Source organism: Nocardia sp. NPDC004718 (assembly GCF_053601535.1).
The window spans coordinates 64,051-88,234 of record NZ_JBSGCA010000030.1 but is presented as its reverse complement, the minus strand read 5'-3'; the positions used below and the strand labels follow the sequence as shown (position 1 = coordinate 88,234).

At 68.8% G+C, this 24,184-nt stretch carries 25 protein-coding genes and 1 pseudogene; 11 read left to right on the top strand and 15 right to left on the bottom strand.

Annotated features, from left to right (window positions below; all coding sequences use genetic code 11):
• Positions 1 to 503 (bottom strand): DoxX family protein (locus ACWEH3_RS22820; RefSeq protein ID WP_452358383.1); only part of this gene is annotated, 503 nt, incomplete at its 3' end.
• A 192-nt stretch (positions 504 to 695) separates the two neighbouring features.
• Between ACWEH3_RS22820 and ACWEH3_RS22815 the strand changes: the two genes are divergently transcribed.
• Entirely contained in the window at positions 696 to 980 is a 285-nt protein-coding gene (locus ACWEH3_RS22815) for a hypothetical protein (protein ID WP_450025417.1), read from the top strand.
• A gap of 7 nt (positions 981 to 987) precedes the next feature.
• Here the strand turns inward: ACWEH3_RS22815 and ACWEH3_RS22810 are convergent, their stop codons facing one another.
• From ACWEH3_RS22810 to ACWEH3_RS22785, 6 genes are all read right to left on the bottom strand, one after another.
• Positions 988 to 1,842 (bottom strand): alpha/beta fold hydrolase, encoded by an 855-nt coding sequence (locus ACWEH3_RS22810; RefSeq protein ID WP_450025419.1) that lies wholly within the window; start codon positions 1,840 to 1,842, stop codon positions 988 to 990.
• 85 nt (positions 1,843 to 1,927) lie between these two features.
• Positions 1,928 to 3,679, bottom strand: coding sequence for an N-acyl-D-amino-acid deacylase family protein (locus ACWEH3_RS22805; RefSeq protein WP_450025421.1), 1,752 nt, complete (start codon positions 3,677 to 3,679; stop codon positions 1,928 to 1,930).
• A 4-nt stretch (positions 3,680 to 3,683) separates the two neighbouring features.
• Positions 3,684 to 5,333, bottom strand: a complete 1,650-nt coding sequence (locus ACWEH3_RS22800; RefSeq protein WP_450025423.1) for a class I adenylate-forming enzyme family protein — start codon at positions 5,331 to 5,333, stop codon at positions 3,684 to 3,686.
• A 38-nt stretch (positions 5,334 to 5,371) separates the two neighbouring features.
• Positions 5,372 to 6,418, bottom strand: coding sequence for an NAD(P)-dependent alcohol dehydrogenase (locus ACWEH3_RS22795; RefSeq protein ID WP_450025453.1), 1,047 nt, complete (start codon positions 6,416 to 6,418; stop codon positions 5,372 to 5,374).
• Positions 6,418 to 7,575 (bottom strand): serine hydrolase domain-containing protein, encoded by a 1,158-nt coding sequence (locus tag ACWEH3_RS22790; RefSeq protein ID WP_450025425.1) that lies wholly within the window; start codon positions 7,573 to 7,575, stop codon positions 6,418 to 6,420. Before ACWEH3_RS22790 ends, ACWEH3_RS22795 begins: the two co-directional genes overlap by 1 nt.
• 7 nt (positions 7,576 to 7,582) lie before the next feature.
• Positions 7,583 to 8,920 (bottom strand): flavin-containing monooxygenase, encoded by a 1,338-nt coding sequence (locus ACWEH3_RS22785; protein ID WP_450025427.1) that lies wholly within the window; start codon positions 8,918 to 8,920, stop codon positions 7,583 to 7,585.
• 243 nt (positions 8,921 to 9,163) lie between these two features.
• On the opposite strand from ACWEH3_RS22785, the gene ACWEH3_RS22780 reads away from it, so the two are divergent.
• Together ACWEH3_RS22780 and ACWEH3_RS22775 are read left to right on the top strand one after the other, a co-directional pair.
• The gene (locus ACWEH3_RS22780; RefSeq protein ID WP_450025429.1) at positions 9,164 to 9,784 is read left to right on the top strand and encodes a TetR/AcrR family transcriptional regulator; all 621 of its coding nucleotides are present in this window, start codon (positions 9,164 to 9,166) and stop codon (positions 9,782 to 9,784) included.
• Positions 9,785 to 10,069: 285 nt separating this feature from the next.
• Positions 10,070 to 10,819 (top strand): DUF6319 family protein, encoded by a 750-nt coding sequence (locus ACWEH3_RS22775; RefSeq protein ID WP_450025431.1) that lies wholly within the window; start codon positions 10,070 to 10,072, stop codon positions 10,817 to 10,819.
• Position 10,820: 1 nt separating this feature from the next.
• On the opposite strand, the gene ACWEH3_RS22770 is transcribed toward ACWEH3_RS22775, so the two are convergent.
• The 3 genes from ACWEH3_RS22770 to ACWEH3_RS22760 are packed head-to-tail and all read right to left on the bottom strand — an operon-like array spanning position 10,821 to position 13,485.
• A complete protein-coding gene (locus ACWEH3_RS22770; protein ID WP_450025433.1) occupies positions 10,821 to 12,353 on the bottom strand; it encodes a diguanylate cyclase domain-containing protein in 1,533 nt (510 codons plus the stop codon).
• Positions 12,353 to 12,919: a hypothetical protein gene (locus ACWEH3_RS22765; protein ID WP_450025435.1), complete on the bottom strand. Its 567-nt coding sequence runs from the start codon at positions 12,917 to 12,919 to the stop codon at positions 12,353 to 12,355. The genes ACWEH3_RS22770 and ACWEH3_RS22765 overlap by 1 nt, the downstream gene beginning before the upstream one ends.
• Positions 12,916 to 13,485: a pyruvoyl-dependent arginine decarboxylase gene (locus ACWEH3_RS22760; RefSeq protein ID WP_450025437.1), complete on the bottom strand. Its 570-nt coding sequence runs from the start codon at positions 13,483 to 13,485 to the stop codon at positions 12,916 to 12,918. The genes ACWEH3_RS22765 and ACWEH3_RS22760 overlap by 4 nt, the downstream gene beginning before the upstream one ends.
• A gap of 163 nt (positions 13,486 to 13,648) precedes the next feature.
• Here ACWEH3_RS22760 and galK point away from each other — a divergent pair, with 163 nt between their 5' ends.
• From galK to ACWEH3_RS22745, 3 genes are all read left to right on the top strand, one after another.
• Complete coding sequence (galK, locus tag ACWEH3_RS22755) at positions 13,649 to 14,770, top strand: galactokinase (RefSeq protein WP_450025439.1); 1,122 nt, start codon at positions 13,649 to 13,651, stop codon at positions 14,768 to 14,770.
• Between the two features lie 255 nt (positions 14,771 to 15,025).
• Positions 15,026 to 16,717 (top strand): sodium:solute symporter family protein, encoded by a 1,692-nt coding sequence (locus ACWEH3_RS22750; RefSeq protein ID WP_450025455.1) that lies wholly within the window; start codon positions 15,026 to 15,028, stop codon positions 16,715 to 16,717.
• Positions 16,718 to 16,729: 12 nt separating this feature from the next.
• Positions 16,730 to 16,981: a hypothetical protein gene (locus tag ACWEH3_RS22745; RefSeq protein WP_450025441.1), complete on the top strand. Its 252-nt coding sequence runs from the start codon at positions 16,730 to 16,732 to the stop codon at positions 16,979 to 16,981.
• A 250-nt stretch (positions 16,982 to 17,231) separates the two neighbouring features.
• Here the strand turns inward: ACWEH3_RS22745 and ACWEH3_RS22740 are convergent.
• Both ACWEH3_RS22740 and ACWEH3_RS22735 read right to left on the bottom strand, forming a co-directional pair.
• Positions 17,232 to 17,678, bottom strand: a pseudogene (locus ACWEH3_RS22740) (SRPBCC family protein); the annotation flags it as partial.
• 469 nt (positions 17,679 to 18,147) lie between these two features.
• On the bottom strand, positions 18,148 to 18,303 hold the full coding sequence (locus ACWEH3_RS22735) for a hypothetical protein (protein ID WP_450025445.1): 156 nt from the start codon (positions 18,301 to 18,303) through the stop codon (positions 18,148 to 18,150).
• A gap of 105 nt (positions 18,304 to 18,408) precedes the next feature.
• Between ACWEH3_RS22735 and ACWEH3_RS22730 the strand changes: the two genes are divergently transcribed.
• A complete protein-coding gene (locus ACWEH3_RS22730) occupies positions 18,409 to 19,083 on the top strand; it encodes a hypothetical protein (protein ID WP_450025447.1) in 675 nt (224 codons plus the stop codon).
• A gap of 115 nt (positions 19,084 to 19,198) precedes the next feature.
• Here ACWEH3_RS22730 and ACWEH3_RS22725 read toward each other — a convergent pair whose 3' ends face one another.
• A complete protein-coding gene (locus ACWEH3_RS22725; RefSeq protein ID WP_450025449.1) occupies positions 19,199 to 19,558 on the bottom strand; it encodes an Rv2640c family ArsR-like transcriptional regulator in 360 nt (119 codons plus the stop codon).
• Positions 19,559 to 19,656: 98 nt separating this feature from the next.
• Here ACWEH3_RS22725 and ACWEH3_RS22720 point away from each other — a divergent pair, with 98 nt between their 5' ends.
• The 4 genes from ACWEH3_RS22720 (at position 19,657) to ACWEH3_RS22705 (ending at position 21,791) form a co-directional block, all read left to right on the top strand.
• Positions 19,657 to 20,187 (top strand): ArsI/CadI family heavy metal resistance metalloenzyme, encoded by a 531-nt coding sequence (locus ACWEH3_RS22720; protein WP_450025451.1) that lies wholly within the window; start codon positions 19,657 to 19,659, stop codon positions 20,185 to 20,187.
• 123 nt (positions 20,188 to 20,310) lie between these two features.
• The gene (locus ACWEH3_RS22715) at positions 20,311 to 20,625 is read left to right on the top strand and encodes an ArsR/SmtB family transcription factor (RefSeq protein ID WP_450024047.1); all 315 of its coding nucleotides are present in this window, start codon (positions 20,311 to 20,313) and stop codon (positions 20,623 to 20,625) included.
• Positions 20,622 to 21,350 carry an aquaporin gene (locus tag ACWEH3_RS22710; protein WP_450023996.1) on the top strand — a complete coding sequence of 243 codons (729 nt, stop codon included), beginning with the start codon at positions 20,622 to 20,624 and terminating at the stop codon, positions 21,348 to 21,350. The genes ACWEH3_RS22715 and ACWEH3_RS22710 overlap by 4 nt, the downstream gene beginning before the upstream one ends.
• Before the next feature lie 9 nt (positions 21,351 to 21,359).
• A complete protein-coding gene (locus ACWEH3_RS22705) occupies positions 21,360 to 21,791 on the top strand; it encodes an arsenate reductase ArsC (protein ID WP_450023998.1) in 432 nt (143 codons plus the stop codon).
• Positions 21,792 to 21,816: 25 nt separating this feature from the next.
• Here the strand turns inward: ACWEH3_RS22705 and ACWEH3_RS22700 are convergent, their stop codons facing one another.
• On the bottom strand, positions 21,817 to 22,566 hold the full coding sequence (locus ACWEH3_RS22700) for a hypothetical protein (protein WP_450024000.1): 750 nt from the start codon (positions 22,564 to 22,566) through the stop codon (positions 21,817 to 21,819).
• Positions 22,567 to 22,666: 100 nt separating this feature from the next.
• Entirely contained in the window at positions 22,667 to 24,136 is a 1,470-nt protein-coding gene (locus ACWEH3_RS22695; RefSeq protein ID WP_450024002.1) for a PepSY-associated TM helix domain-containing protein, read from the bottom strand.
• Positions 24,137 to 24,184 lie beyond the last annotated feature (48 nt).

Genomic DNA, 24,184 nt, shown 5'->3' with positions numbered 1-24,184 from the left:
GCGGTGTCCGAGGCCGCGCCGAACGGCAACGCCGCGGTCACCGCGGCGGCGGCATCGCGCGCGGCCCTGCGGCCGCGCCAGCCCAGCGAAGGCTTGCCCTCGGTGTCGGCGGCGGTGATCATCAGTCCGCCGAGCAGCCCGAGATCCTTGAGGAACGCGTTGCGCTTCGCCGACTTGCGGGCGGGATCTTGTTCGTTCCAGAAGTCCTGCTCGGTGACGGCCGCGGGCACGACGGTCGCGGCGAGCACCAAAGCGGCCAGTCGCGGTGCCTTGCCGAGGGCCAGCAGGACGCCGCCGCCCACCTGAGCGAAGGCGTTGACCTGCACGACGGTCGACGGATTCGATGGCAATTTCGCGGCGACCTCTGCGGGTAGCTGTCGGTGTCCCCGCTCCAGCAGTGCGTTCGCGGACTTCACCCGCTCGTCCGGGTGCCGCAGCGTATCGACCCCGTCGACCACGAACACGGTGGCCAGTAGCGGCCGGGCGAGTCGGCGCAACAACATGACAGAACCCCTTCCCTCGATGGCATCACAATCCGGATTCCCGCGCGACTCGTGACCAAACAAGCCGGTCCGCCGCCCGTGTGAAAGCGGACTCATCCGGGTAACAGCTAATCGAGGAAGATCGATCCAGGGGGTGAAGGCGCCGCCGCACCGCTCGTTCTCCCGCTCCTGCTCCGCCGGAAGGTATCTGCTGTGAACACCCATACGGCCACAACGGCTTTCGATGCCGTCGTCGCCGAGTTGCCCGCCGCGCCGAAGTGCACGTTCCGCTTCGATTCCGTGCCATGCCGTCACCGCGCGGAATGGTTCATCCGTAAACGGTCCTGCTGCCATCCGGCGGGTGTGGATTTCCTCTGCGAGACCTGCCATACCCGCATCCACTGGATGCTGGACATGGGCATGGTGTTCGAATGCGCCGGATGCGGAGTGCGCTCGGCCAGTTTCGCCGAACTGTGCCCGACCATGGCTCCGCTCTGAGTGCGGCTCAGCGGCCGCCGGACTGCTCGCGCGCCGGGACATCGGTCGCGGCCAGGAAGCCGGTGATGATCGATGCGACCCGCTCCGGAGCCTCCACCATCGGAAGATGACCGCAGTCCGGTAGTTCCACCGCCGTGTGCGGGCGCAGCTTGCGGTTCAGCCGTCCGCCCGCCTTCGCCGACAGGATGCGGTTGCGTCGCCCCCAGATAGTGCAGATCGGCGGAAAACCGGCGGGCGGCTCGAAGGTGTCCAACGCGCGATAGGACGGAAAATCCTGCACCAAGCCGTGCAGAGCTCGCAGCCTGCCCCGATCGGTCCAGTGCGCCCGCACGCGCGGCTCGTGCTGAGTGCGCAGGCGCCGGCCGCGGGGGCCGAGCTGATTGCCCACGATCAGCGAGACCACCGGGTCCGGCAGGCTGATCCGGCGGGCCAGCGGCGCCAGCGGCAGCCGCGCGTCCAGCCAGGCCAGGCCCGCCGACTGTCCCGAACTCACGGTGTCCAAGGTGAGCGGATTGATCAGGACGAGCGCGCGCACCCGGTCGGGATGACCCATGGCGTAGCGCAGCGAGGTGGCGCTACCGAGACAGTTGCCGATCAGCACCACGTCGGTGACGCGTTGGGCGTCGAGGAACGCCGTGAGCATGTCGACGTAATCGGTGAGGCGGTAGCCGGTCGCGGGCTGGTCGGACTGCCCGTAGCCGGGCAGGTCGAGCGCGAAGACCTCGTGCTCGTCGCGCAGCGCCGCGACCTGGTCGTCCCAGATGCGACGTTGCGTGCCCGCGTTGTGCAGGAACACGACGGGAGACCCGCTGCCCGTGCGGTCGAAGACCACGGACCTGCCCCGATGTTCGAATACGTCCACGCTGACTCCCTACGAACCACCGGCGAGCGAACCGCCGGGTAGCAGCGATTTTACGTGGACGGACCGGACCGAGCGGGCGGTTGGACTATCCGGTGGCGGTCGACGCGCGCAGGAAACGGCCGGTCCGCCGGGTGCCGAGTTTCGCGGCGGGCGCGCCGTCGCCGAATACCGGCACGCCGCCGACCAAGACCACGGTGACCGTCTCGTCGTTGCGGTTCACCATGCGCGACAGGTTGTCGAAGGGGGCGATGGGGGATTCGTGGTAGGCGTCCAGCGAATCGTCCAGGCGAGCCGCATCGAGCACGACGACGTCCGCTCGGTCGCCCACACGCAGATGTCCGGCGTCCAGGCCGTACCAGTCCGCGAGTTCGCCCGTGAGCCGGTGCACCGCCTGTTCCGGCGACAGGAACGGGCGGCCCGCGTTCGCGGCGTCGCGCACCCGGCGCAGGAAGCGGAGCCCGAAGTTGTAGAACGCCATATTGCGCAGATGCGCTCCCGCGTCGGAGAAGCCCAATTGCACGCCGGGGTCGGCGGCCAGCCGATCGAGCACCTCGGGTCGATGGTTGGAGATCGTCGTGCGCCAGCGGACCTTGCCGCCGTGTTCCACCACCAGGTCGAGGAACGCGTCCACCGGGTGCGTGCCGCCGCGCTCCGCGCCCACCTCGCCGAAGGTCTTGCCGATCACGCTCGCGTCCGGGCATTCCACGATCTGCGCATCGAAGAAATCACGGTGCCACACCCGTGGACCGAATTTCTTGTCGTAGTCCTTGCGGAAGCGGCGCCGGTACTGCCGGTCGCGCAGCAGTTCCCGGCGCTTGTCCACTTGGTCGGCGAGGTGCAGCGCTTCGGCGCCGGAACCGAACTCCTCGAACACCACGAGGTCGATGCCGTCGGCGTAGACCTCGAACGGCACCGGAAGGTGTTGCCAGCGGAAATCGCCGCCCAGCGCGTTGAGCACCCGCGCGATCAGCGGGAAAAGGTACGCGATGCCGGGAATGGCCTTGAGGTCGGCGGCCGAGAGCAGGCTGACCTTCAGCGGCTTGCGAAAAAGGCCGAGGCTACCGGCCGCCATCGTCACCAGGCTCTGCGGGCGGGACACGTCGGGTCCGCCCTGTAGTGCCCGCCCGCGCCTGCGCAAGATGGCGTTTAGCCTGCGCCGTTCCCGGGTGGTCGCGTAGGTGGACGGCAGGGTGCGCGATCGGCACACCGCACCGTCGAGTTTGTCGAACAGCAGCTGCTGGGAGGACATGCCGACGAACCCGGCGTCCAGCGCCTCGGTCAGCTTCGCCTCCATCCCCGCCAGTTCGGCGGCATCGGGCCGGACGTCCTTGCGGGTCGCGCGCTCCAGACCCATTTCCGCGGCGCGGATGTCCGAATGCCCGATGAACGCGGCGACATTCGGGCCCAGCGGCAGTTGTTCCAGGGCGGCCGCGTATTCGTGCGCCGAGCGCCAGGTCTTGTGCTCGCCGACCGCGGCGAGGACGTGCTTGCGCGGAATCGCCTCGACCCGTGCGAACAGGTCGCCCGCGTCGGAGGCCTCGACGTGGACGGTCGACAGCGAGCACGAGCCCAGCAGGACCGTGGTGATGCCGTGGCGCAGCGATTCGGTCAGCGCGGGATGCTGGAGCACCTCCACGTCGTAGTGGGTGTGGATGTCGAGCATGCCCGGGATCACCCATTTCCCGGTGGCGTCCACGATGTTCGGACAGTCGGGGTCCTCGATCGGGTCGGCGGAGACGGTCGCGACGCGCCCGTCGCGGATGCCGAGGTGCCGGATCGCCGAGGGCGCGCCGGTGCCGTCGAACCACCGGCCGTTCGCGATGATGGTGTCGTACATGGCTTTACACCTCGAGATCGGCGCGTATGACCTTGCCGGTCGCGTTGCGCGGTAGTGCGGTGGTGGTGAGCCGCCAGCGGGCGGGCACCTTGTAGTAGGCGAGCCGCTCGGCGGTGAACGCGCGCAGCTCCTCTTCGCTGGTCGCCGTGGCGCTTTCGACCACGACCACGGCGGCGACCTGCTGTCCGAGGTCGGCGTCGGGTACCCCGAGCACCGCGCACTCGCGCACCGCGGGATGCTCCTCGAGGCACTGCTCGATCTCCGTGGGATAGACGTTCTCCCCGCCGCGCAGGATGAGATCCGAACGACGCCCGGACAAGCGCAGCCTGCCGTCCTCCAGCACCCCGATATCGCCGGTGCGCAACCAGCGGTCGGCGGTGATCGCCGCGGCGGTCGCCGCCTCGTTCTGCCAGTAGCCCAGCATCACGTAAGGGCTGCGCACGCAGATCTCGCCTTCGGCGCCGTCGGGGACCACGTTGCCCGCGCTGTCGCGGATCTCCAGCGTGACCCCGACGACCGGACGACCGACGGTGTCCGGGAACGCCGCCAGCTCGGCCGGGCTCGCCAGCGTCGCGGCGGTGCTGCATTCGGTGAGCCCATAGCTGGTCACCAGCGCGTTGCGGGCGACGGGCAGCTGATCGCGCAGCTTCTCCTGCAGCGCGGCCGAGGACGGCGCGGAGTTCAGCGAGAAGGCGGCCAGTGAGGACAGGTCGTAGTCGGACAGGTCGAGTTCGAGCATCCTGGTCGCCATGGTCGGCATGGCGCCCCAGTTGGTGACCCGCTGCGCCTCGATCAGCCGCAGCACCCGGTCGGCGTCGAACGAGCCCTGGTGGATCACCGCCGCGTCGCCGGTGACCAGCCGGGGAACCACCAGGTTGTGCAGGCTGGCGATGTGGAACAGCGGCGAGGTGAGCAGGAAGCGCCGCCCGCTGGGCAGTTCGTCCGCCCCGGTGAGCGCGGCGGCCAGCGCGTCGTTGAAGACGTGATAGTCGGTGACCGCCACCAGGTTTCGGTGCGAGTGCACCGCCCCTTTGGGTCGGCCGCTGGTGCCGCTGGTGTACAGGATCACCGCGGGATCGTCTTCGTCGATCTCGGTGTCGGGCAGGTCGTCGGTGCGGTATTCGGCCAGCAGCGCGGGTATGTCGTGTTCCATGGTGAGCACCGGGACCGGGATATCCAGTTCCGCCACCAGCGCCGCGCGCTTCGCGTCGGCCACGAGCACGGTGGGGCTGGTGTGCTCGACGCCGTAGGCGATCTCGCGCGGGGCCCACCACGCGTTGTAACCCACCGCGATCGCGCCGAGTGCTTGGGCCGCCCAGAAGGTGAGTACCCACTCGGGCGTGTTCGCGGCGAGGATGCCCACGCGGTCGCCCTTGCCGACGCCGAAGTGGTCGCGCAGGGCCGTGGCCAGTGCCGCGACCGCGGCGGCGTGCTCGGCGAACGACATCCTGCGGTCCGCGGTGACCAGATAGTCCCGTTCGCCGTGCCCGGTCGCGGCGACGAGTACCTCCCGCAGCGAGGACTTGCGATGGCGCATCACCGGCAGCGGCGCGCCGAGCACGTCCTCGACCACCATCTCGAATCGACCGCCGGGTCCGGTGAGCCTGCTCGCGGCCTGTGCCACGAACGTCTGCGGGTCGATGGCTTTTGTCATATCGGATACTTCCTCGTCACTGCGCAAGGGTTGATTCGTCACGGCTCCGGGACCAGCACGGCGCGGCCGGTGATCAGCCCGCGCTCCAGCCGGTCGAGGGCCGCGCGGCCGTCGGCCAGCGGATAGCGCTCCACTTCGGCGCGCAGCTTGCCCGCCGTGGCCAGCGCCACGGAGTCGATCAGGTCGGATCTGGTGCCGCCGTAGGATTTCCGGATCGTGGCGCCCCACGGCCAGCCCGTGCCGGTGGCGGGCGCCGCCGTGATCTCCGGCGCGCCACCGCCGAGGCCGACCATGCGGTAGGCCCCGTTGGGCGCCACCGATTCCACCGCGAGCCGCGCGGTGGCGTCGACGCCGACGAAGTCGAACACCGCGTCCGCGCCGCGACCTGCGGTCCGGTCGAGGATCTCCTTCGCCGTGTCGTCGCCCGCGAGAAGTCCCTCGGCCGCACCGCACCGCGCGGCGAGTTCGAGCTTGTCGGCGCTCACGTCCACGGCCAGCACCTCGGCCGCCGTGGTCGCTGCGAGGATCTGCACCGCGAGGTGGCCGAGCCCGCCGATCCCGACGACCACCGCCGCCGACCCCGGCCCCAGCCGATCACGAGCGCCGCGGATGGCGTGGTAGCTCGACAGCGCGGCGTCGGCCAGCGGCGCGGCCTCCGCGAAATCGAGGTCGCCGATCGGCACGAACGAACTCGCGGGCACCCGGATGTAGTCGGCCATCCCGCCGTCCGGCCCGAGTCCGGGGCACGGCGGCATGGCGGTGCGGCCCGCGGCGAGGCAGACGTTCTCGTTGCCGCCGACGCACTCCCGGCAGACCCCGCACGACCAGCACAGGTACACGATGCCGCGCTCGCCGGCCCGGCGGCCGCCGACCCCGGCGCCGACGGCTTCGATGGTGCCCGCGATCTCGTGGCCGAGAGTCAACGGCTCCTCGCGCATCCGGAAGGGGATGTGCAGCACGTGCAGATCCGAATGGCAGATGCCCGCCGCGCCCACCCGCAGCAGCAGATCGGTGGGACCGATCTCCGGAACCGGTACCTCGCGCAGTTCCAGCACACCGGGCTCGGTGAGCTGCAGTGCCCGCATCATCCGCGCACCGCCGCGAACGTCGCGCGCAGATAGGCATCGCCGCGGTCGGAGCCGATCAGCCCCGGCGCCATCCGATTCATGGCGTAGGCGAACGTGGTGCGGTGGTCGAGGTCGTTGACCACCATCGCGCCGCCGTACCCGGCCCACCAGCACACCCGGCCGTCGGGAACCTCCGGGGCGGTCTGCCGCTGCGGCAGGCCGTAGCCGATGCCGAATCGCAGCGGCACCGCAAGTGCGAGATCCACGCCGTCGGACTGCTGCTGGAAGATCAGCTCGATCGTCCGCTCCGACAGCAGCCGCCGTCCGGCGAGTTCGCCGCCGCAGGACACCAGCGATTGCACCCGCGCCACCGAACGGGCGTTGCCGTGGCCGTTCACCGCGCCGATCTCGGCTTGCCGCCACCCGGCGCTCGCCGTCTCGGTGATGTCGAGCAGCGGGCTGGTGAGCGTCCTGACCAGCACGCTTTCCTGGTCGAGCGCGGCCATGTCGAATTCCGGCATGGCGGGCGGGATCAGGGTCGCGATCCGCCCGTGGCGCTCGGGCGCGGTGCCGATGTGGAAGTCCGCGCCCAGCGGCCCGGCGAGCTCCTCGGCGAAGAACTCGCCCAGCGAGCGTCCGGTGACGCGGCGGATCACCGCGCCGATCAGGTGGCCGTAAGCCAGTGCGTGGTAGCCGGAGGCGGTGCCGGGCTCCCACCACGGCGGCTGGCTCGCGAGACGGGCGGCGGAGGCTTCCGCGTCGTAGATATCGGCGAGTTCGATCGGCGGCTGCCACCCGGAGACGCCGGAGGTGTGCGCGAGCAGATGACGAATCTCTATGTCGCCCTTGCCGTTCGCCGCGAATTCCGGCCAGTACCTGGCCACCTTCGCGTGCACGTCCAGTTCGCCGCGCTCGACCAGCAGCAGGGCGCACAGCGCGGTCATGGTCTTGGTGATGGAGAAGACGTTGACCAAGGTGTCCTCGGTCCACGGCTGCGTGCGTTCCCGGTCGCGGTAGCCGCCCCAGAGGTCGACGACCGTTTCGCCGTCGACCGTGACGCAGATCGATGCGCCCAGTTCGTCGCCGGAGGCGAGCCGGGTCTCCAGTTCCGCGCGGACCCGCGCGAATCGTTCGGCGCAGAATCCCGCAGTGGTGGTGCCCGTGGTAGTGGTCATCGCCGCCTCACACGTGTTCGGGCGTGCGGCCGGGAACCGGCAGCGCGTTTCCCGCGGCGGCGGCGCGTTTCGCGCCGCGCGCCAGCTCCCGCCGCATGTCCCGCACGTACGGTTCGAATTCGATCTGGATGGTGTGCCGGGGCGAGTCGTAGTAGCGCCCCGACCTGGCCGACTCCGCGGACCGCATGGCCGCCCGCATCTCCTCCGCGGGCGGCAGGTGGTAGCGGCCGGTCAGGTAGGCGGCGACCAGCTTGCTCTGCTGCTCGGCGAAGTTCACCAGCGTGGGCAGCGGCTGGGCCAGTCCGAGGAAGAACAGGTTGTCGATGCCGGGCTTCACCATCTGCTTGAACAGCGGGAAGCGATTGTCGCTGTCGGGCAGCAGTTCCGGATCGGAGAAGAACGGGAAGGAGATGCGGTAACCGGTGGCGCAGACGATCACGTCCACCTCCTCGGCGCTGCCGTCGGCGAAGCGCACCCGCGAACCTTCCAGCGCGGTGATCGCGGGCTTGAACGTGACATCGCCGCAGCCCGCGCGGTGCAGGAACTCCTCGCTCGCCGATGGATGCGCCTCGAAAGGCAGGTGGTCGGGCTTGGGCAGACCGTAGTCCTCCATGTTGCCGCGGAATTTGCGGACGAAACGCTGCTTGAGTCTCAGGCCCAGCTTCGGCGGCATCCACCGTGGCATCGAGCGCTTGTCGCCGACCTTGCCGTTGACGTACTTCGGCAGTACCCAGACCCCGCGCCGGGCGGAGACGTAGAGCTTCGTCGCGATGAACCGCTGCGACAGCTCGGAGGCGATGTCCAGGCCGGAGTTGCCCATGCCGACCACCACGACGCGCTTGCCGCGCATGTCGACCGGGTCGAACGGGTCGTTGTAGGCGTGGCTGTGCAGCAGCGTGCCGTCGAATTCGCCCGGGTAGTCCGGAAGGCGGGGATCCCAATGGTGCCCGTTGCAGACGATGAGCGCGTCGTAGTCCTCGGTGCTCCCGTCGCTCGTGCTGATCAGCCAGCGGCCGTCCGTCCCGCGTTCGGCGGCGGTCACCCTGGTGTCGAACACGATCCGGTCGCGGATGCCGAAATGGTCGACGTAGTCGCGGAAGTACTGGAACAGCTGCGAATGGTGGGGAAAGTCCGGCCACTCGTCGGGCGCCGGATAGTCCTCGAAGGCCAGACGGAACTTGGACGTGTCGATGTGCAGGCTCTGGTAGCACGCCGACATGCCGTTGGGGTTCTTGAAGTACCAGTTGCCCCCGACTTCGTCGGACGCTTCGTAGCAGTCGAACGGTATGCCGTAATCGTTCAGGCGTTTGGCGGCGGTGATCCCGGAGGGACCCGCTCCGATCACGCAGACGCGGGGGAGTGCGGTTGACGTCCATTCACTGTCCTCGTGCTGGAGGCCGTCGTCGGTGACGGCCGAACCGTCCGGTGCGGCTCACGCGCCGGAGTGACGTAGGCAACAAAGTAACACTCGGTAGACATGGTGTCTAGTGAGTGACGCACTGTCCATCGCTCCCGTTCCCGCGTAGACTCGGGCGGCGTCAACCGCACGTCAGTCCCTCTTTTCACGGATACGAGGTACCTGTTCACCATGCGTACGAACGCGAGCGCGAACCTGCGGGACGAGCAGAAGCAGCAGACCAGGGTCCGGCTGATGGAGGGCGCCAAGGAGCTGTTCGCCACCCGCGGCTACGCGGCGGTGCGGGTGGACGACATCGTCGCCGCCGTCGGTTGTAGCCGCGCCACGTTCTACCTGCACTTCGCGGGGAAACAGGAGATCCTGCGCGCGATCGCCCAGCAGGGCACCCTGCCCACCGTGCTGCACTCCTATCAGGACCTCGACCGGGTGCTGGAGACCGGTTCGCGCGCCGAGTTCGCCCGTTGGATGACCCGCGCCATCGAGTGGTTCCACAAGTACAAAGACCTGCTGCCCGCCTGGGACGAGGCGACCGCGCTGGAACCGGAGTTTCGCGAGATCGCCCGCGACGGGATCCTCGCATTGCCCAACGCGATGACCGCCTACCTCGCGGCGTGGCCCGCCGACCGACGTGACGAGGCGCGGTTGCGCGTGGAATTGCTCGTCGCGCAACTGGAGCGGTTCTTCACCCGATGGGCGATGCAGGGCACCATCGACGTCTCGGTGGAGCAAGCCGTCGAAGTGCTCACCGATATCTGGTTTCCGGCGCTGCGCGCGCCGACGGACGCGAGTTGACCGGGCTTGTCGGGCACAGTCGACCTTCCTGGGCGGGCCAGTCGGTGACGTCGGGCCGGTTGAGGTGCGAGAAGGTCTCCAGCACTGCTTTTCTCGCATAGGACGCCGAAGCGTTGCGGTCTATGGGGGGCTGTCCGCAGGGTGACGGCATGTGTTGCCCGCTGTTCGCTGGATCTGTGAACGGTACCCTCTGCCGCCCCTATTCGACGGTGGCCCGCGAATCTGTCGGCGCCGTGCGGCATCATCTGTGCACGCAGCCAACCACGAAATCGCTCGGAGTTACCCATGTCGTCCCCACGAACCAAGCCGCAGCCCTTGTCGGACAGCGAGATTCAACAGATCGCCGCGGACATAGCCGGTGGCAGCCCGCCCATGGTGTGGTTCACCTCCGCCGCGGTCGGCGTGCCGGAGGGGCGCTCGGGCAAGGTGATCGCGCTCGGCGATCCTGCCGACGGTGACTTCCTCCAGGTCCGGCCGACCGGATCGAAGGATGTACTGTCCTTCTCTCCCACCGAGGTGACCTTGACCAAGCCGCCGCGAGGGGCGGCGGGCGCCACCGCCCAGCAGAAGTCGACAACACGGAAGGAATCCCCTGTGACGCAGTCGTCGACCACGACGAGCACCACGACCGAGCCCGCGCGGCCGAGCGCACCCGCGCCCGCGGCCACCCCGAAGCCCGCGGCGGCCGCAGAAGCGAGTCGAGCCGACAACGCGGCCAAGCAGGCCGCGGCGCCCAAACCGGCCAAAGCGGCCGCCGCCCGCAAGGCCAAGGCGCCCGAGGTCACCGTGACGCTCACCGGCACCGCCGACGGCGAGTGGTCCATCGACGTGGTCAGCGGGAAGAAGCGCACCCTGCGCGGTCTCCCGGTGGCCGGTTCCACGGTGGCGCAGGCGGCGAAGATCCTGCACCCGGAGGTCGCCGAGGTGGTCGCGGGCGTCCTGGACGCGTTGCGCGGGGTGCAGGAGGCCAAGGTGCAGCAGTTACAGGCCGAGCTCGAGGAGGCCAAGCGCCTGCTGAACGAGCTGAGCGACTGAGTCACACCGCGGGACTGGCGGATCGGGCAGCCGTGCGCCAGATCCGTCGCTCGGTGCCGGGAGGCGTGTGCCGCACGTCGTCATGGAACGCGTAACCGAGCGAGTACTGCTTCGCGTGGTACATGGCCGCGTCCGCGTCCCGGAGCAGGCCGTGCACGTCGGTGTCCGAGCTGCGCGGACCGACGCACGCCACGCCCACGCTCGCGGTGATCGGTATCTCCCCGGCGCTCAGCCCGAACGGCCGGACGAACGCGCCGAGCAGCCGTTCGGCCAGCACGGCGGCCTCCGGCCGGGCGAGCCGGGCGAGTACGACGAATTCGTCGCCGCCGTAGCGGGTCACCACGTCCTCGTGGCGCGCGACTCGCCGGATCCGGCCGGCCGCCGTCGAGATGAGTTCGTCGCCGACGGCGTGCCCGTAGCTGTCGTTGACCCGCTTGAAGCCGTCGAGGTCGATGAACAGCAGCGAGATCGGTTGCTCGGCCCACTGTTCGCCGCGCTGCCGCAGCGCGCGCAGCAGTGCGGCCCGATTCAGCAATCCGGTGAGTATGTCGTGGTCGGCCTGGTACTGCGCGCGCCGCTCGCTGCGGGCGCTGCGCACGATGGCGCGCTCGCTGCGCACCAGCATGCCGATCAGCAGCAACCCGAACAGCGACGACACCACCACGCGATCGAGCGGGCGCAGGCTCGACCCGACCACCGGCACCAGTGAGGCCACGATCAGCGCGATCGCGATGAGGCTGGCGCGCTGCCTGGAGTGGTGCGGGTGGATGTGCCGTGGCGTGCCGAGCGTGGTCATGGTCGGGTGCAGCGCCGCGGCGCCCACGGTGGCGTAGGCGGCGAGCAGGGGAGCCAGCAGCACTTCACGCCCGAACACGGTCGCGCCGGCGGTCTCCAGGCTGTAGCCCAAGTCGCCGAGCAGTACCGCGACGAGTCCGGCGTGCAGCAACCACAGCGAGGTCTCCGCGCGCGTGGAGGTCGCCATGGAGTGCGCAACCAAGGTCAGCAGCAGCGCGTCGAGTACCGGGTAGGTCGCCGCCACCAGCGCGTCCAGCCCGGTCGTGGTGGATTGCAGGATCGGGGAGATGAGGAAGGTCCATGAGGCGAGTAGCGCGCCGAGCCCGATCAGGGCCGAGTCCAGGAGCAGGTCGTAATCGCCGTGCACTTGGCGCGGCCACAACCAGATCAGCGCCGCGAGCCCGACGCCGAGATAACCGAGCAGAGTGAACGCGTCGTCGAGCGGATGGATCGCGTGGTCGCCGATGTCGCGCAGCGTGGTGCCGGTGGCGAACAGCACCGCCGAGCCGGACAGCAGATACCACGGCAACGGGTGCGCGGGCCGGTGCGTGCGCACGCCGACCGCGATCATGGCGAGGGTCGCGCCGACGATGATCGTCATCGTCACGAACGCCGCCACGTGCGAGTCCAGCGCCAGATGGACCGCGATCGCGGCCCCGCTTCCCCCCAGAAGTACCGCGTACCAGCCCGATCCGATGCCGCGCCGACAGCTGATCTGTGGCTGTTCACTGGGTGTCATCAGCCCCCCTTGGTCGCTCCATCCCCGGTGAACCGGGCCGCGTAATAGATCTGTGAATCCTCCACCGCGACTTCGACGTTCGCCTGTTCGTCGAGCACCGCCCTGATGCTGTCGGCGAACGAGAACCGAGTGTTGTTGTACGAGCAGATGTCCCAACCGACCGCGGCGCGCTCGGCAACCAATATCTGGACAACTGATTTGATCATGGCATGGAACGCCGCCCCTTGGCGGGCACTTGGCGCAACAAGGGTGAAACCCGCGTAGTAGATCGCGTCGCGCGCCGCGTGTTCGGGATAGCGGGCCGCGAAATAGTCCGGGCTGATCCACGGCACGGTCTCCAGATGCCTGGTCAGCGTGGTGACGCCGATCGGCTCGCCGTCGGCGTGCGCCACGTACTTCTGCACGCGGGGATCCACCATCTCCTCGCGGAACTCCTCGGGGTGCAGCACCTGCCGTGCGATGGCCTTCGCGCGCAACGGGCCGAACGCCTCCTCGTACAAGCGATGGAACATCGCGATCCGTTCCTCCGGAACCGCCGCCTCGACGGTCACGGTGATCTCGCTCATCGCGGACCCCACGGAATGGTGTGATACGCGGCGAGGACCAGCGCGCACGCCGGGTCACCGTCGGAGGCGGCGTCCACGGTGCACAACTGGACGGGGCCGAAACCGTCGCCACGGTGGCGGGTCATGTCCGCCAGGCTGGCGCGGATCAGGGCGGCGACTTCGTCGCTGGTCTCGGCCTCGTGCTCGACGAACAATCCGGCCCCGGAGCCGTCGTCGCGCAGCGCCCAGCCGATGCCCGCCGCGGCGGTCGCGCCGCGTTCGCAGGCGTGCCGCACCGCGTAGACGCAGTACAGCCGGTCACCCCACGGGATCGGCTTGCGTACCCGGCCGATCCGTTCGACGGTGGCGCGCGGCGGGATGACCGACGACAACCGGATCAGGTTCGCCTCACCCACGCCGAGACCGCGCAGCGCCGCGTCGAATGCCGACATGGCGGTCGGTCCCGCTCCGGTCGCCGCGCCGATCTCGATCGTCAGCGGCGCCGGGAACGTCCGCTCCAGCGGCGGCCGCAGCCGATCCGGGCGAGGCCGGGCGCGTAGGTCGCCGCGTGAGGTGTCGTGAATCATGGTGCCCTCCCGATCCGCCGCGGCCACCAGATTTCGCAGGCCGGACTTGCGTCGAATTCGACTCTGCGGCACGAACGCCGATCCCGCAGCCAACCGGGCCGAAAACGATGTCCGGGCGGCGTGTCTCGTACCCTGGCACCGACCGGGACAGCGAGGAGCGAGTGTGCGGACATGGGTGGCGCCGGGGCGGGTCAATATCATCGGTGAGCACACCGACTACAACGACGGCTACGTCCTGCCGATCGCGTTGCCGCTGGTGGCGCGGTGTACGGCGGCGCCGCGCACGGACGGGCTGGTGCGGGTCGGCTCGCGGCAGCGTCCCGGCGAGCCGGTGCTCGTCGCGGTGTCCGACCTCGAAGGCGCGCGGGCGCGGGTGCCCGGGTGGTCACGCTATCCGCTCGGCGTGGTCGCCGAGTTCACCCGGCGCGGACACCGGATCCCCGGCGCGGATCTCGACCTCGACGGCGCGGTGCCGATCGGCGCTGGCCTGTCGTCCTCGGCGGCGCTGTCCTGCGCGGTGGCCATCGCGCTGCGCGATCTGTTCGCGCCCGGCCTGACCGATCGCACGCTGATCGACATGGCCCGCGCCGCCGAGAACGACTACGTCGGCGCGCCCACCGGCTTGCTCGACCAATCGGCCGCGATGTTGTGCACCGCCGGGCACGCGCTGCTGCTGGACGTGCGGGCATTCGCCGCCGACACCGCCGCGCCGCGCGGCGCCGAGCAGATCCCTTTCGACCTCGGCGCTTTCGGGCTGGAACTCCTTGTCGTCGACACCGGCCAGCCGCACGAACTGGCCGACGGCCGCTACGCCGAGCGCCGCGCGGAATGCGCTGCGGCGGCCGAGGCGCTCGGCGTCGGGACCTTGCGCGACGTGGCGTCGGCGACGGACACCACCCGGATCGCCGACGACGTGCTGCGTCGGCGCGCCCGGCATGTGGTGACGGAGAACGCCAGGGTGCTCGCGGTTGCCGAAAAATTGCGGGAAGTGGTCGACCCGCGTGGAATCGGCCCGGTGCTCACCGCCGGACACGTCTCGCTGCGGGACGACTTCGAGGTGTCCACTCCGACCCTCGACGCGGCGGTCGACGCCGCGCTGGCGGCCGGGTCGCACGGCGCGCGGATGGTCGGCGGCGGATTCGGCGGCAGCGTCATCGCGCTCGTCGACCAGGACCGCACCACGGCGGTGGCGGAGTCGGTGCGGCAGCGTTTCGCCGACGCGGATCTGCCCGATCCGCGCACTTTCGTGGTGGTCCCCGCCTCTGGAGCCCACCGGCTCGACTGAGCGACCGACCGGATTTGTGCGCGAATGTGCCACGCCGTTGGGCATGATCGCGCACAGTGGTGTCTGCCGACACCATTCGGCGGACGACGAGGAGGTCGCGCGCGCCGGGCAGGACCAGCCCGACGCGGCTCTCGCACGACGAACGACCTCGCTCGCCGCCCCGGTTTCACCGCCAGGAGGAACGCTGTGCCGCTCATCGATTCGTCCGTTCTCGCCGCCGTGCCCGGCCTGCACCCGGCCGCTTCGCCACCGCACCTGGAAGCCGCCGAGACCCTCCGCCTGGACGCGCAACCCGTCGACTACGCGCTGGTCGCCCTGTATTTCGTGTTCGTGCTCGGCATCGGCCTTCTGGCCAGGCAACGGGTGTCATCCAGCATCGACTTCTTCTTGTCCGGGCGCTCGCTACCGGCCTGGGTGACCGGCCTGGCGTTCATCTCCGCCAACCTCGGCGCGGTGGAGATCATGGGCATGTCCGCCAACGGCGCGGAGTACGGTTTCCCGACCTTCCACTACTTCTGGATCGGGGCGGTACCCGCCATGCTGTTCCTCGGCGTGGTGATGATGCCGTTCTACTACGGCTCCAAGGTCCGCAGCGTGCCGGAATTCATGCGCCGCCGCTTCGGCACCGGAGCCCACCTGGTGAACGCGCTGAGTTTCGCCGTCGCGCAGATCCTCATCGCCGGGGTCAACCTGTACCTGCTCGGTTCGATCGTGAACGTGCTGCTGGGCTGGCCGCTGTGGGTCTCGGTGATCGTCGCCGCGGTGATCGTGCTGTCCTACATCACCCTCGGCGGTCTGTCCGCGGCGATCTACAACGAAGTGCTCCAGTTCTTCATCATCGTGGCCGCGCTGCTGCCGCTCACCCTGGTCGGGTTGCACCGGGTCGGGGGATGGGACGGGCTGCGCGACAAAGTGTCCGCCTCGCCGGGCGGCGCGGCGCAGCTGGAATCGTGGCCCGGTAACGCGCTGAGCGGATTCTCCAACGATTTCCTTTCGATCCTCGGCATCGTGTTCGGCCTCGGATTCGTGCTGTCGTTCGGGTACTGGACCACGAACTTCGTCGAGGTACAGCGCGCGATGGCGACGCACTCCATCTCCGCGGCGCGGCGCACGCCGATCATCGGCGCGTATCCGAAGATGTTCATCCCGCTGATCGTGGTGATCCCCGGCATGATCAGCGCGGTGCTGGTGCCGCAGATGGCGGAGTACAAGGCGGCGGTGACGGCGAATCCGGACTTCGAGAGCGACACCACCTACAACCAGGCGCTGCTGTACCTGATGAAGGACGTGCTGCCCAACGGCCTGCTGGGTGTGGGGCTGGCCGGTCTGCTCGCGGCATTCATGGCGGGCATGGCGGCCAACGTCTCCGCGTTCAACACGGTGTTCAGCTACGACCTGTGGCAGCAGTACGTGCGGCGCGACCGCGCGGACGGCTACTACCTCGGCGTGGGCAGGCTGGCCACGATCGGCGCGACGGTGGCCGCGATCTTCACCGCGTTCATCGCCTCCGGGTTCAGCAACATGATGGACTACCTGCAAACCCTGTTCAGCTTCTTCAACGCGCCGCTGTTCGCCACGTTCATCCTCGGCATGTTCTGGAAACGGATGACGCCGACCGCGGGCTGGACCGGTCTGGTCTGCGGAACAGCCTCGGCCATAGTCGTTTTCATCCTGCACCAGACGAAGGTCTTCGAGCTGTCCGGCCAAGGGGCGAGCTTCGTCGCCGCCGGTGTCGCGTTCGTGGTCGACATCCTCGTCAGTGTCCTGGTCACCCAGGTGACCCAGCCGAAACCGGCGGCGGAACTGATCGGGCTGGTCTACTCGGAGACGCCGAAGGAAGTGCGCACCGACCCGGAGGCCGACACACTGCCCTGGTACCAGCGCCCGGTCCTGCTGGCCGGCATCGCGCTCGTGCTCGTGATCGCGCTCAACATCTTCGTCGGATAAGGAATCGCCGCAATGTTTTTCGATATCCGTACCATCGTCGGCGCATTGCTCGGCTGCTACGCGATCGTTCTCGTGGTCACCGGACTGGTGCACGACACCGCCGCCGAGCAGGCCAAGACCGGCGGGGTGAACGTGAATTTGTGGGCCGGGCTCGGCATGGGCGTGGTGGCGGTGGCCTTCGTGGCCTGGGCGCTGCTGCGCCCGGTCCAGGTGCCGCCGGAAGCGCATCCGGCCGACACCGATGAGGAGCGCGACTCCGCCTGACGCGAACGACGCCCCCTGGGAGACCCAGGGGGCGTCGTCATCGCACTGGTCAGACGCCCGGGCTACCGGTTCCGCCGGGCCACGTGCCGGGTGTGCCGGTCCCACCGACACCCGGGCTACCGGTTCCGCCCGTTCCCGGGTTCCCGGTTCCGCCGGCGCCCGGCATGCCGGTTCCGCCGGCGCCTGGCATGCCGGTTCCGCCGGCGCCGGGCCGGGGAGCCGTGCCGCGTTCGGTCGCGGTGCCGCCGGCGTCCGGACGCGGGATGTCGCCGCGCCACGCGCCGGTCTCGCTGCCCCGATGCTCGATGAAGTGCTTGAAGCGCTCCAGGTCACCGTTCACCCGGTGCTTCAGCACACCGAGCTTGTCGGCGACGTTCTCCACGAACCCTTCGGGATCGACGTCCATCTGCGTGGTCACCCTGGTGTGGGTGTCGTCGAGCCGATGGAACGTCACGACGCCCGCGTGCTTGGGTCCGCTGTCGGACTTCCAGGCGATGCGTTCGTCGGGATGCTGTTCGGTGATGGTCGCGTCGAACTCCCGCGTCGACGGGCCGACATGAACACGCCAGTGCGTATGCCGGTCATCGATCTGCTTTACCTCTTCGACACCCTCCATGAACTGCGGAAACGACTCGAACTGCGTCCACTGGTTGTAGGCGGTGCGAACCGGAACCTCGACGTCCACCGTGGCGGCCATTGTGCTCACTTGCTACCCCTTTCCTCGCCCACTCGCATCGTCTCGCGGCTGGGCGTCTCTCGGTTGACAAGCGCTCCCTTGTGGGGCGACTCGGGACATTGGCCGCTTACCCGGGTCGTTGGGGGGCAAACAGAGCGGAATCCTCGTCACACGTGCCGCCCAGCGCCATCGGACCAGGTCTCCGGCCCGATCAGGCCCATGTTTTTTTCCCGAATCAATTCAGACGACGACGTCGGCGGCCAATGCGTCCAGTTCGCGTACCGCTGTCGATTTCGCCCATGGCGTGGGGGCGGCCCTGGTATTGCGATAGACCTCGGGCAGCCGTCGTGACGTGTGGATTCGCGAAAGCTCCAGGGCTTGCCCGAGGTTCACAAAGAGCGGTTCGCGGCCAACGCGACATCTGTCCAGGACAGCCGACAATCGTTCTGGCACAACACAATCTAGGGCGTGCGCGATCGTTCCTGCCGTACTACCGCCTGGCGCCGGGAAGCGCGGCGGTCGCGGCGACGGCGGTCTTCACCTCCGGCATTCGGTCCTCGACCGCCGGCGAGTCGGCATGCTCCGCCGTTCCCGCCACCGACTCGGCCCGCCCGCCCCGGGCGTCTCCGGAACCGATATGCCGCACAGCCCGAGCGTGAGAACCACCCGGAATGTGCGAGGACGGCAGGCCCGGGTCTGGTCAGGGTTGAGGACGAACAGATGCCGGATGATCGAGTGAAGGAGGGTCCGAATGAAGAAGGCCGAGATCTTCGATATGCCCACCCGCAGCGAGAGGCGCGATCCCGAGGCGCTGAAGAAGCGCATTCAGGGCTCCAACGGCGGCCGGGACGACGCCTACGGCGCGTACCAGCTCGCCTGCCTGATGGCTGCCGCCGAGGCGGAAGAGGACGGCAGCGAGGACGAGGCGTGTCTCAGCCAATTCGAGGACGCGCTCCCCGGCTGGCTGAGCCGCCTCGGCTTGAAACTGGACGTCCACGCGTACGGCGTGTGCCACATGTCGGACAACGCTGGCGTCGATCGTGGCGACGCGTCGTCGATCTATTGGACGTTGTCGGGGTTCCGCGACCGCTCCCGAATCTACGAGGCCATCGCCTTCCCGTCCGGCACACCCGCGCCCTCCGGTTCGCTGATGGAGCAATACGACGACTGGTCGCAGAACGCCGCCGCGGTAGCGGAAGAGGAATCCAGCGACTCCGCGCGCTTCTCCGCCTTCGTCGACTCGATGACGGAATACCTGAATTCCTCCGGCAAGAAGTTCCCCGGAACGTCCTTCGGCTACTTCAACAGCGCGGGCAGCGAAATCTACACCCCCGCCATGGAAGAAACCGGAATGCTCTGGAGCGTGGCCCCTCTCGGCTCCTTCGACGGCCACATGTACGAATGCGTCACCGCGCTTCCCAAGTGAGTTCGAGATCAACGGCACATGGCTGTGGCATTTCGCGAGTAAGCCTCTCCACCGTGTGCCGTTGATCTTGAAGGGAACAGAGGCGCTCGCGGCAGTGCTGCCCGTGGCAAAGGTGTCAGCGGCAGCAGTTGGGGTCGAGGACGAAGCACAATGCCGCTAGGGCGTCGCGGCGGGCGCGGTGGAAGGTGTTCATGCCGCGCCGTTCGGATTCCACGAGACCGGCCTTGCGCAGCTGGCCGAGGTGATGGCTGACCGTCGACTCCGACAATCCGACCGCCGCGGCGAGATCGCCGCCGTTCTCCTCGTCGGAAGTGCTGGTCAGCAGGAGTGACAGCAGCTTCACTCGCGCCGGGTCGGCGATCGCTTTCAACCGCAACGCCACCGCCAGCGCGGCGTCGTCGTCGACCGGTCCCGCCGCGACCGGCGCGCAGCAGACCGGGGCGGACATGTCGATCACGGGCAGCGTCTTGGGCATGCGATCGACTCTACCCATTTCATTGACATATGTCGAAAAGGTGGCAGACTCGGCACCGAACCGGTTCTTCGATATATGTCACACAAGTGGAGGTAGTCATGTCCCGCATCCAACTCGCCCTCAACGTCGACGACATCGACCAAGCCGTGCGGTTCTACTCGACCCTGTTCGGCACCGAACCCGCCAAACGCAAGCCCGGCTACGCCAACTTCGCCGTCACCGAACCACCCCTCAAACTCGTGCTGATCGAGAACCCCGGCCATGGCGGCAGCGTCAACCACCTCGGCGTCGAAGTCGAAACCTCCGATCAGGTGCACGCCGAGATCGCCCGCCTGTCGGAAGCCGGGTTGTTCACCGAAGAGCAGATCGCCACCACCTGTTGCTTCGCCACGCAGGACAAAGTCTGGGTCACCGCGCCGGACGCCGAACGCTGGGAGGTCTACACCGTGCTGGCCGACAGTGAAACCTTCGGTACGGCACGCGAACTCACCCGTGCGGCCACGCCTTCCGACGCCGAGGCGGTTCAGGCTTGCTGCGGCACGGCCGAGGAAGCCGCCGCCGAAGGTGCTTGCTGCGGCTCGGCCGCCAAGAAGGAGGCAATCGACTCGGGCGCCACCTGCTGCCACTGACCCCGGGCGGCGTTCACCAGGTGTTCGCTTGCCCGTGGATTCGATATATATCAATATCGACCCGTGTCGAAACAGGAGTTACCGCTCGTCGGCGTGACCTCACCATCGTGTGAGGTCACGCCGATGATCCGCCAACCGCTGACCGCCGACGCCGCCATCGAGCTGGCCTGCGTCTTCAAAGCGCTGTCGGACCCGGTCCGTTTGCGGCTGCTGTCGGTGGTCGCCGGTCATGCCGGGCGGGAGGCGTGCGTGTGCGACCTGTCGGAAGGCTTCGACGTCAGCCAGCCGACCATTTCCCATCACCTGAAGGTGTTGCGCGAAGCCGGACTGCTCAGCAGCGAGCGGCGTGGATCGTGGGTGTACTACCGCATCGAACCCGCCGCGCTGCGGCAGTTGTCCCGCCTGCTCGACATCACCATTCCGGAAGCGGCGCGATGACCGACCTGACGCGGCGGCTACTGGCCGAATTCCTCGGCACCGCTCTACTCGTCGCGGTCGTCGTCGGCTCCGGCATCTCAGCCGAGCAACTGTCGCCCGATGACGTCGGCGTGCAGCTACTGGAGAACTCCACCGCCACCGTTCTCGGACTCGCGGTGCTGATCCTGGTCTTCGGGCCGGTGTCGGGCGCACACTTCAATCCCGTTGTCTCCGTGGTGGACTGGCTACTCGGGCGACGCCAAGGCACCGGCCTTTCCGGCCGAGACCTCCCTGGCTACATCGCCGCCCAAACGACCGGAGCCGTCGCCGGAGCGATCGTCGCCAACGTCATGTTCGATCGATCCGCGATGCAGATCTCCACCCACCATCGCATCACCACCGGTCATGTGATCGCGGAAGTCGTCGCCACGGCCGGACTGATCGCCGTCGTCTTCGGCCTGGCCCGCAGCGGGCGAGCGGCCCTGTCCGCGGCAGCGGTCGGCGCCTACATCGGAGCGGCGTACTGGTTCACCAGTTCCACCTCGTTCGCCAACCCCGCCGTCACCATCGGCCGCGTCTTCTCCGACACCTTCGCCGGAATCGCTCCCGCCTCCGTGCCCGGCTACCTCGCCGCCCAACTCCTCGGCGCACTGGCCGGTCTCGCCCTCGTCGCCATCCTCTACCCGGCCACCGCCTCCGCTGCCGACAACGCCGTCATCCCTCGCGACACCATCGACACGCACTGAAAGGCCGCGATGCCAGCCACACCGAGCGTGCTGTTCGTCTGCGTCCACAACGCCGGACGCTCCCAAATGGCCGCCGCCCTGCTCGCCCACCTCGCTCAGGACGAAATCGAGGTCCGCTCCGCAGGCTCGGCCCCCGCCGACGAGATCAACCCTGCGGTCGCCGAAGTCATGAACGAGATCGGCATAGACATCACCGACCGGAAGCCGAAGATCCTCACGCCCGAAGCTGTCGAAGCCTCCGACGTCGTCATCACCATGGGCTGCGGCGACGCATGCCCCTACTACCCCGGAAAACGCTATCTCGATTGGAAGCTCGACGACCCCGCCGGACAAGACCGCGCCACCGTCCGCGCGATCCGCACCGAGATCGAACGACACATCCGCGGCCTGCTCGCCGAAATGGGCCTTCGGGTCAATCAAGCGGGGCCCGGCATCGAGTGAGTCGGTCTCGATGCCGGGCCGGAAATCACTTCAGCGGAGCGGGCATGGGGGAGTTGATCGTGCTGAAGTACATGATCGCCGCGCCGATCGCCACGGGGGCCGTCACCAGGATCTGGCCCGCGACCGTGCCGAGGGCGCCGACGGCGACGATGCCGCCGAGGCAGCCGACGGCGGCGGCCGGGATGAACGGGCCGAACATGCCGACGATGGTGGCGGCGGCGACGGTCGCGCCGGCGATGCCGCCGAGCACGCAGCCCACCGCCGCCCCGCCGATGCCGCCGACCAGGGTGCCGATGGTGGCCCCCATGGAGATGGTGCTGGTCATCCGGGACCAGGCCGCCTGCTCACGGTCGTACTCCGTCTTCCACGGCGCCTTGTCCTCGAACGGCAGGGCGACCGGCTTGTAGACCGCGTGCGCCAGGTCGAACTGCGGGGTCAGCGTCGCGGTGCGGCCGGAGACCTCCGCGGCGATGGGGAATTCGAACTCGTCGACCAGGAAGGTCAACGGCGTGCCTGCGACGACGGTGCCGTCGGCGGCCTTCACCTTCAGCGCCTGGTCCTCGACCACCAGCGAGCCGGAATCAATGCTGATGATGCTGGCGGTCTCGGTGGCGTGGGCGGTGAAACCGACAGCCTCGGCGGCCTCCGTGGATGTGGCCTCGACGGACGCGCCGTCCACCGGAGCGACCTCGGGAGCGGCGGAACTCGTGCCCGCGGCGATGCTCACGGCAGCGGTGGTGAACGCGGCGGCCAGGGCTAGTTTCGTGATCTGCATGGGAAATCCTTGGTTTCGAAGGCATGGCGAAGCGACGGCCATACCCGTGACGTTTCGGTAGGTCGTTGGGGGTGACGGGCCTTCGCCCGCGAATGTGTGGTTAAGCGGCGGCGCGCATCCGTCCGGCGAGGCCGAGCAGCACGTCGATCGCGAGGAAGGCGAGCAGGCTCAACCCGACCAGCGGGACGAACCAGCCGACCACGAGCACGGCGGCCACCAGCGGCACGACCAGCCAGAGCGAGGTCTTGCGCAACGCGCCGCGTCGTGGGGCCCGGCCCAGCACGAACCGCCCCGCATCGCGGGTCGGCCGCCTGCGCCACCACATCAGGTAGCCGCGCACGATCACGGTGATCAGGCCGATCATCGCCGCGAGCAGCAACAACTGATTGAGCAACCCGAACATCAGCCCCATGTGGAACTGGATGCCCCAGTTGGTGAGCTTGGCCATCAGCGGCCAGTCGGCGTACGGCAGACGGTCGGTGACCGCGCCGGTCGCGCCGTCGACGGCCACGGAGTCGACGGTGTAGGTGCCGGGCATCCGGCGTTCCTTCACCGCGAACGCCTTGCCCGGCGCGGCCGGCACGGCGATCTCGGCCGGCTGTGTGATGCCTTCGGCGCGAGCGGTCGCGTAGACCCGATCCAGCTGGGCGATCCGTTCGGCCGGGGCGGTGGGCGCGTGCTCTGCGTGGCCGCCGCCATGGTGCTCGGAACCCGAATCATGGCTCGAAGCAGCGGTTCCGGGCAGCGCGGTGCTGACCGCGGGTGTGGTCCAGCCGAGCTGCTGACGCAGTTCGGTGACATTCGCACCCGCGTAGGTCGCCCAGGTCATGCCGGTCGCCGACAGCAGCAGCGCCAGGGGAAGCACCCACATTCCGACCGCACCGTGCCAGTTCATGGTGCGGCCTCGCGCGCGCTGCGACCGATCGGCCGCTAACAGCCAGCCCCAGCCGTTGCGGGCCCGCCTGCTGCGCACCCGGCGCACCCAGATGACCAGCCCGGCCAGCGCGACGATCCACAGCCAGGACGCGGCGAGCTCGCTGTAGAGCCGGCCGGGTTCGCCGAGGTGCAGGTCTCGGTGCAACCGATCGATCCAGGTGCGCATCGGCAGCGCACCCGAGCTGCCGTATACGACGGAATCGCCCACCGGCTGCGCGGTGTACGGGTTCACGAACACCGCACGCCGCTCGGATTCCCCCAGCGACGGGTCGCTGAACAGCACCCGGGTGGTGTCTTCGGCGCCCCCCGCCGGGGCGACGGCGACGAGCTGGAGATCCGGCCGCGTGGCGACGGCCGCGCCGACCTGTTCCGACAGCGGCTTCGGCGTTCCGGTCGCGGTGACCGTCAGCAGGTCGCGCGACCCGATCGACTCGAGCGTCGGCGATATCGCGTAGAGCGCGCCGGTGACGGCGGCGATGAGGATGAACGGCCCGACGAACACTCCCGCGTAGAAGTGCAGCCGCATGGCCAGCGCGTACAAACTGTTACGCGCGGTGGCCCGGCGTGGGCCGGAGGAATCCGACGGCTCCGATAAGTCGGCGTCGGAAATAGTTTCTGTTGTACTCACGATCATTTCGTTTCTGACGGCGGAACCCGGGTGGGACGCAACCCTTTTCCTGAC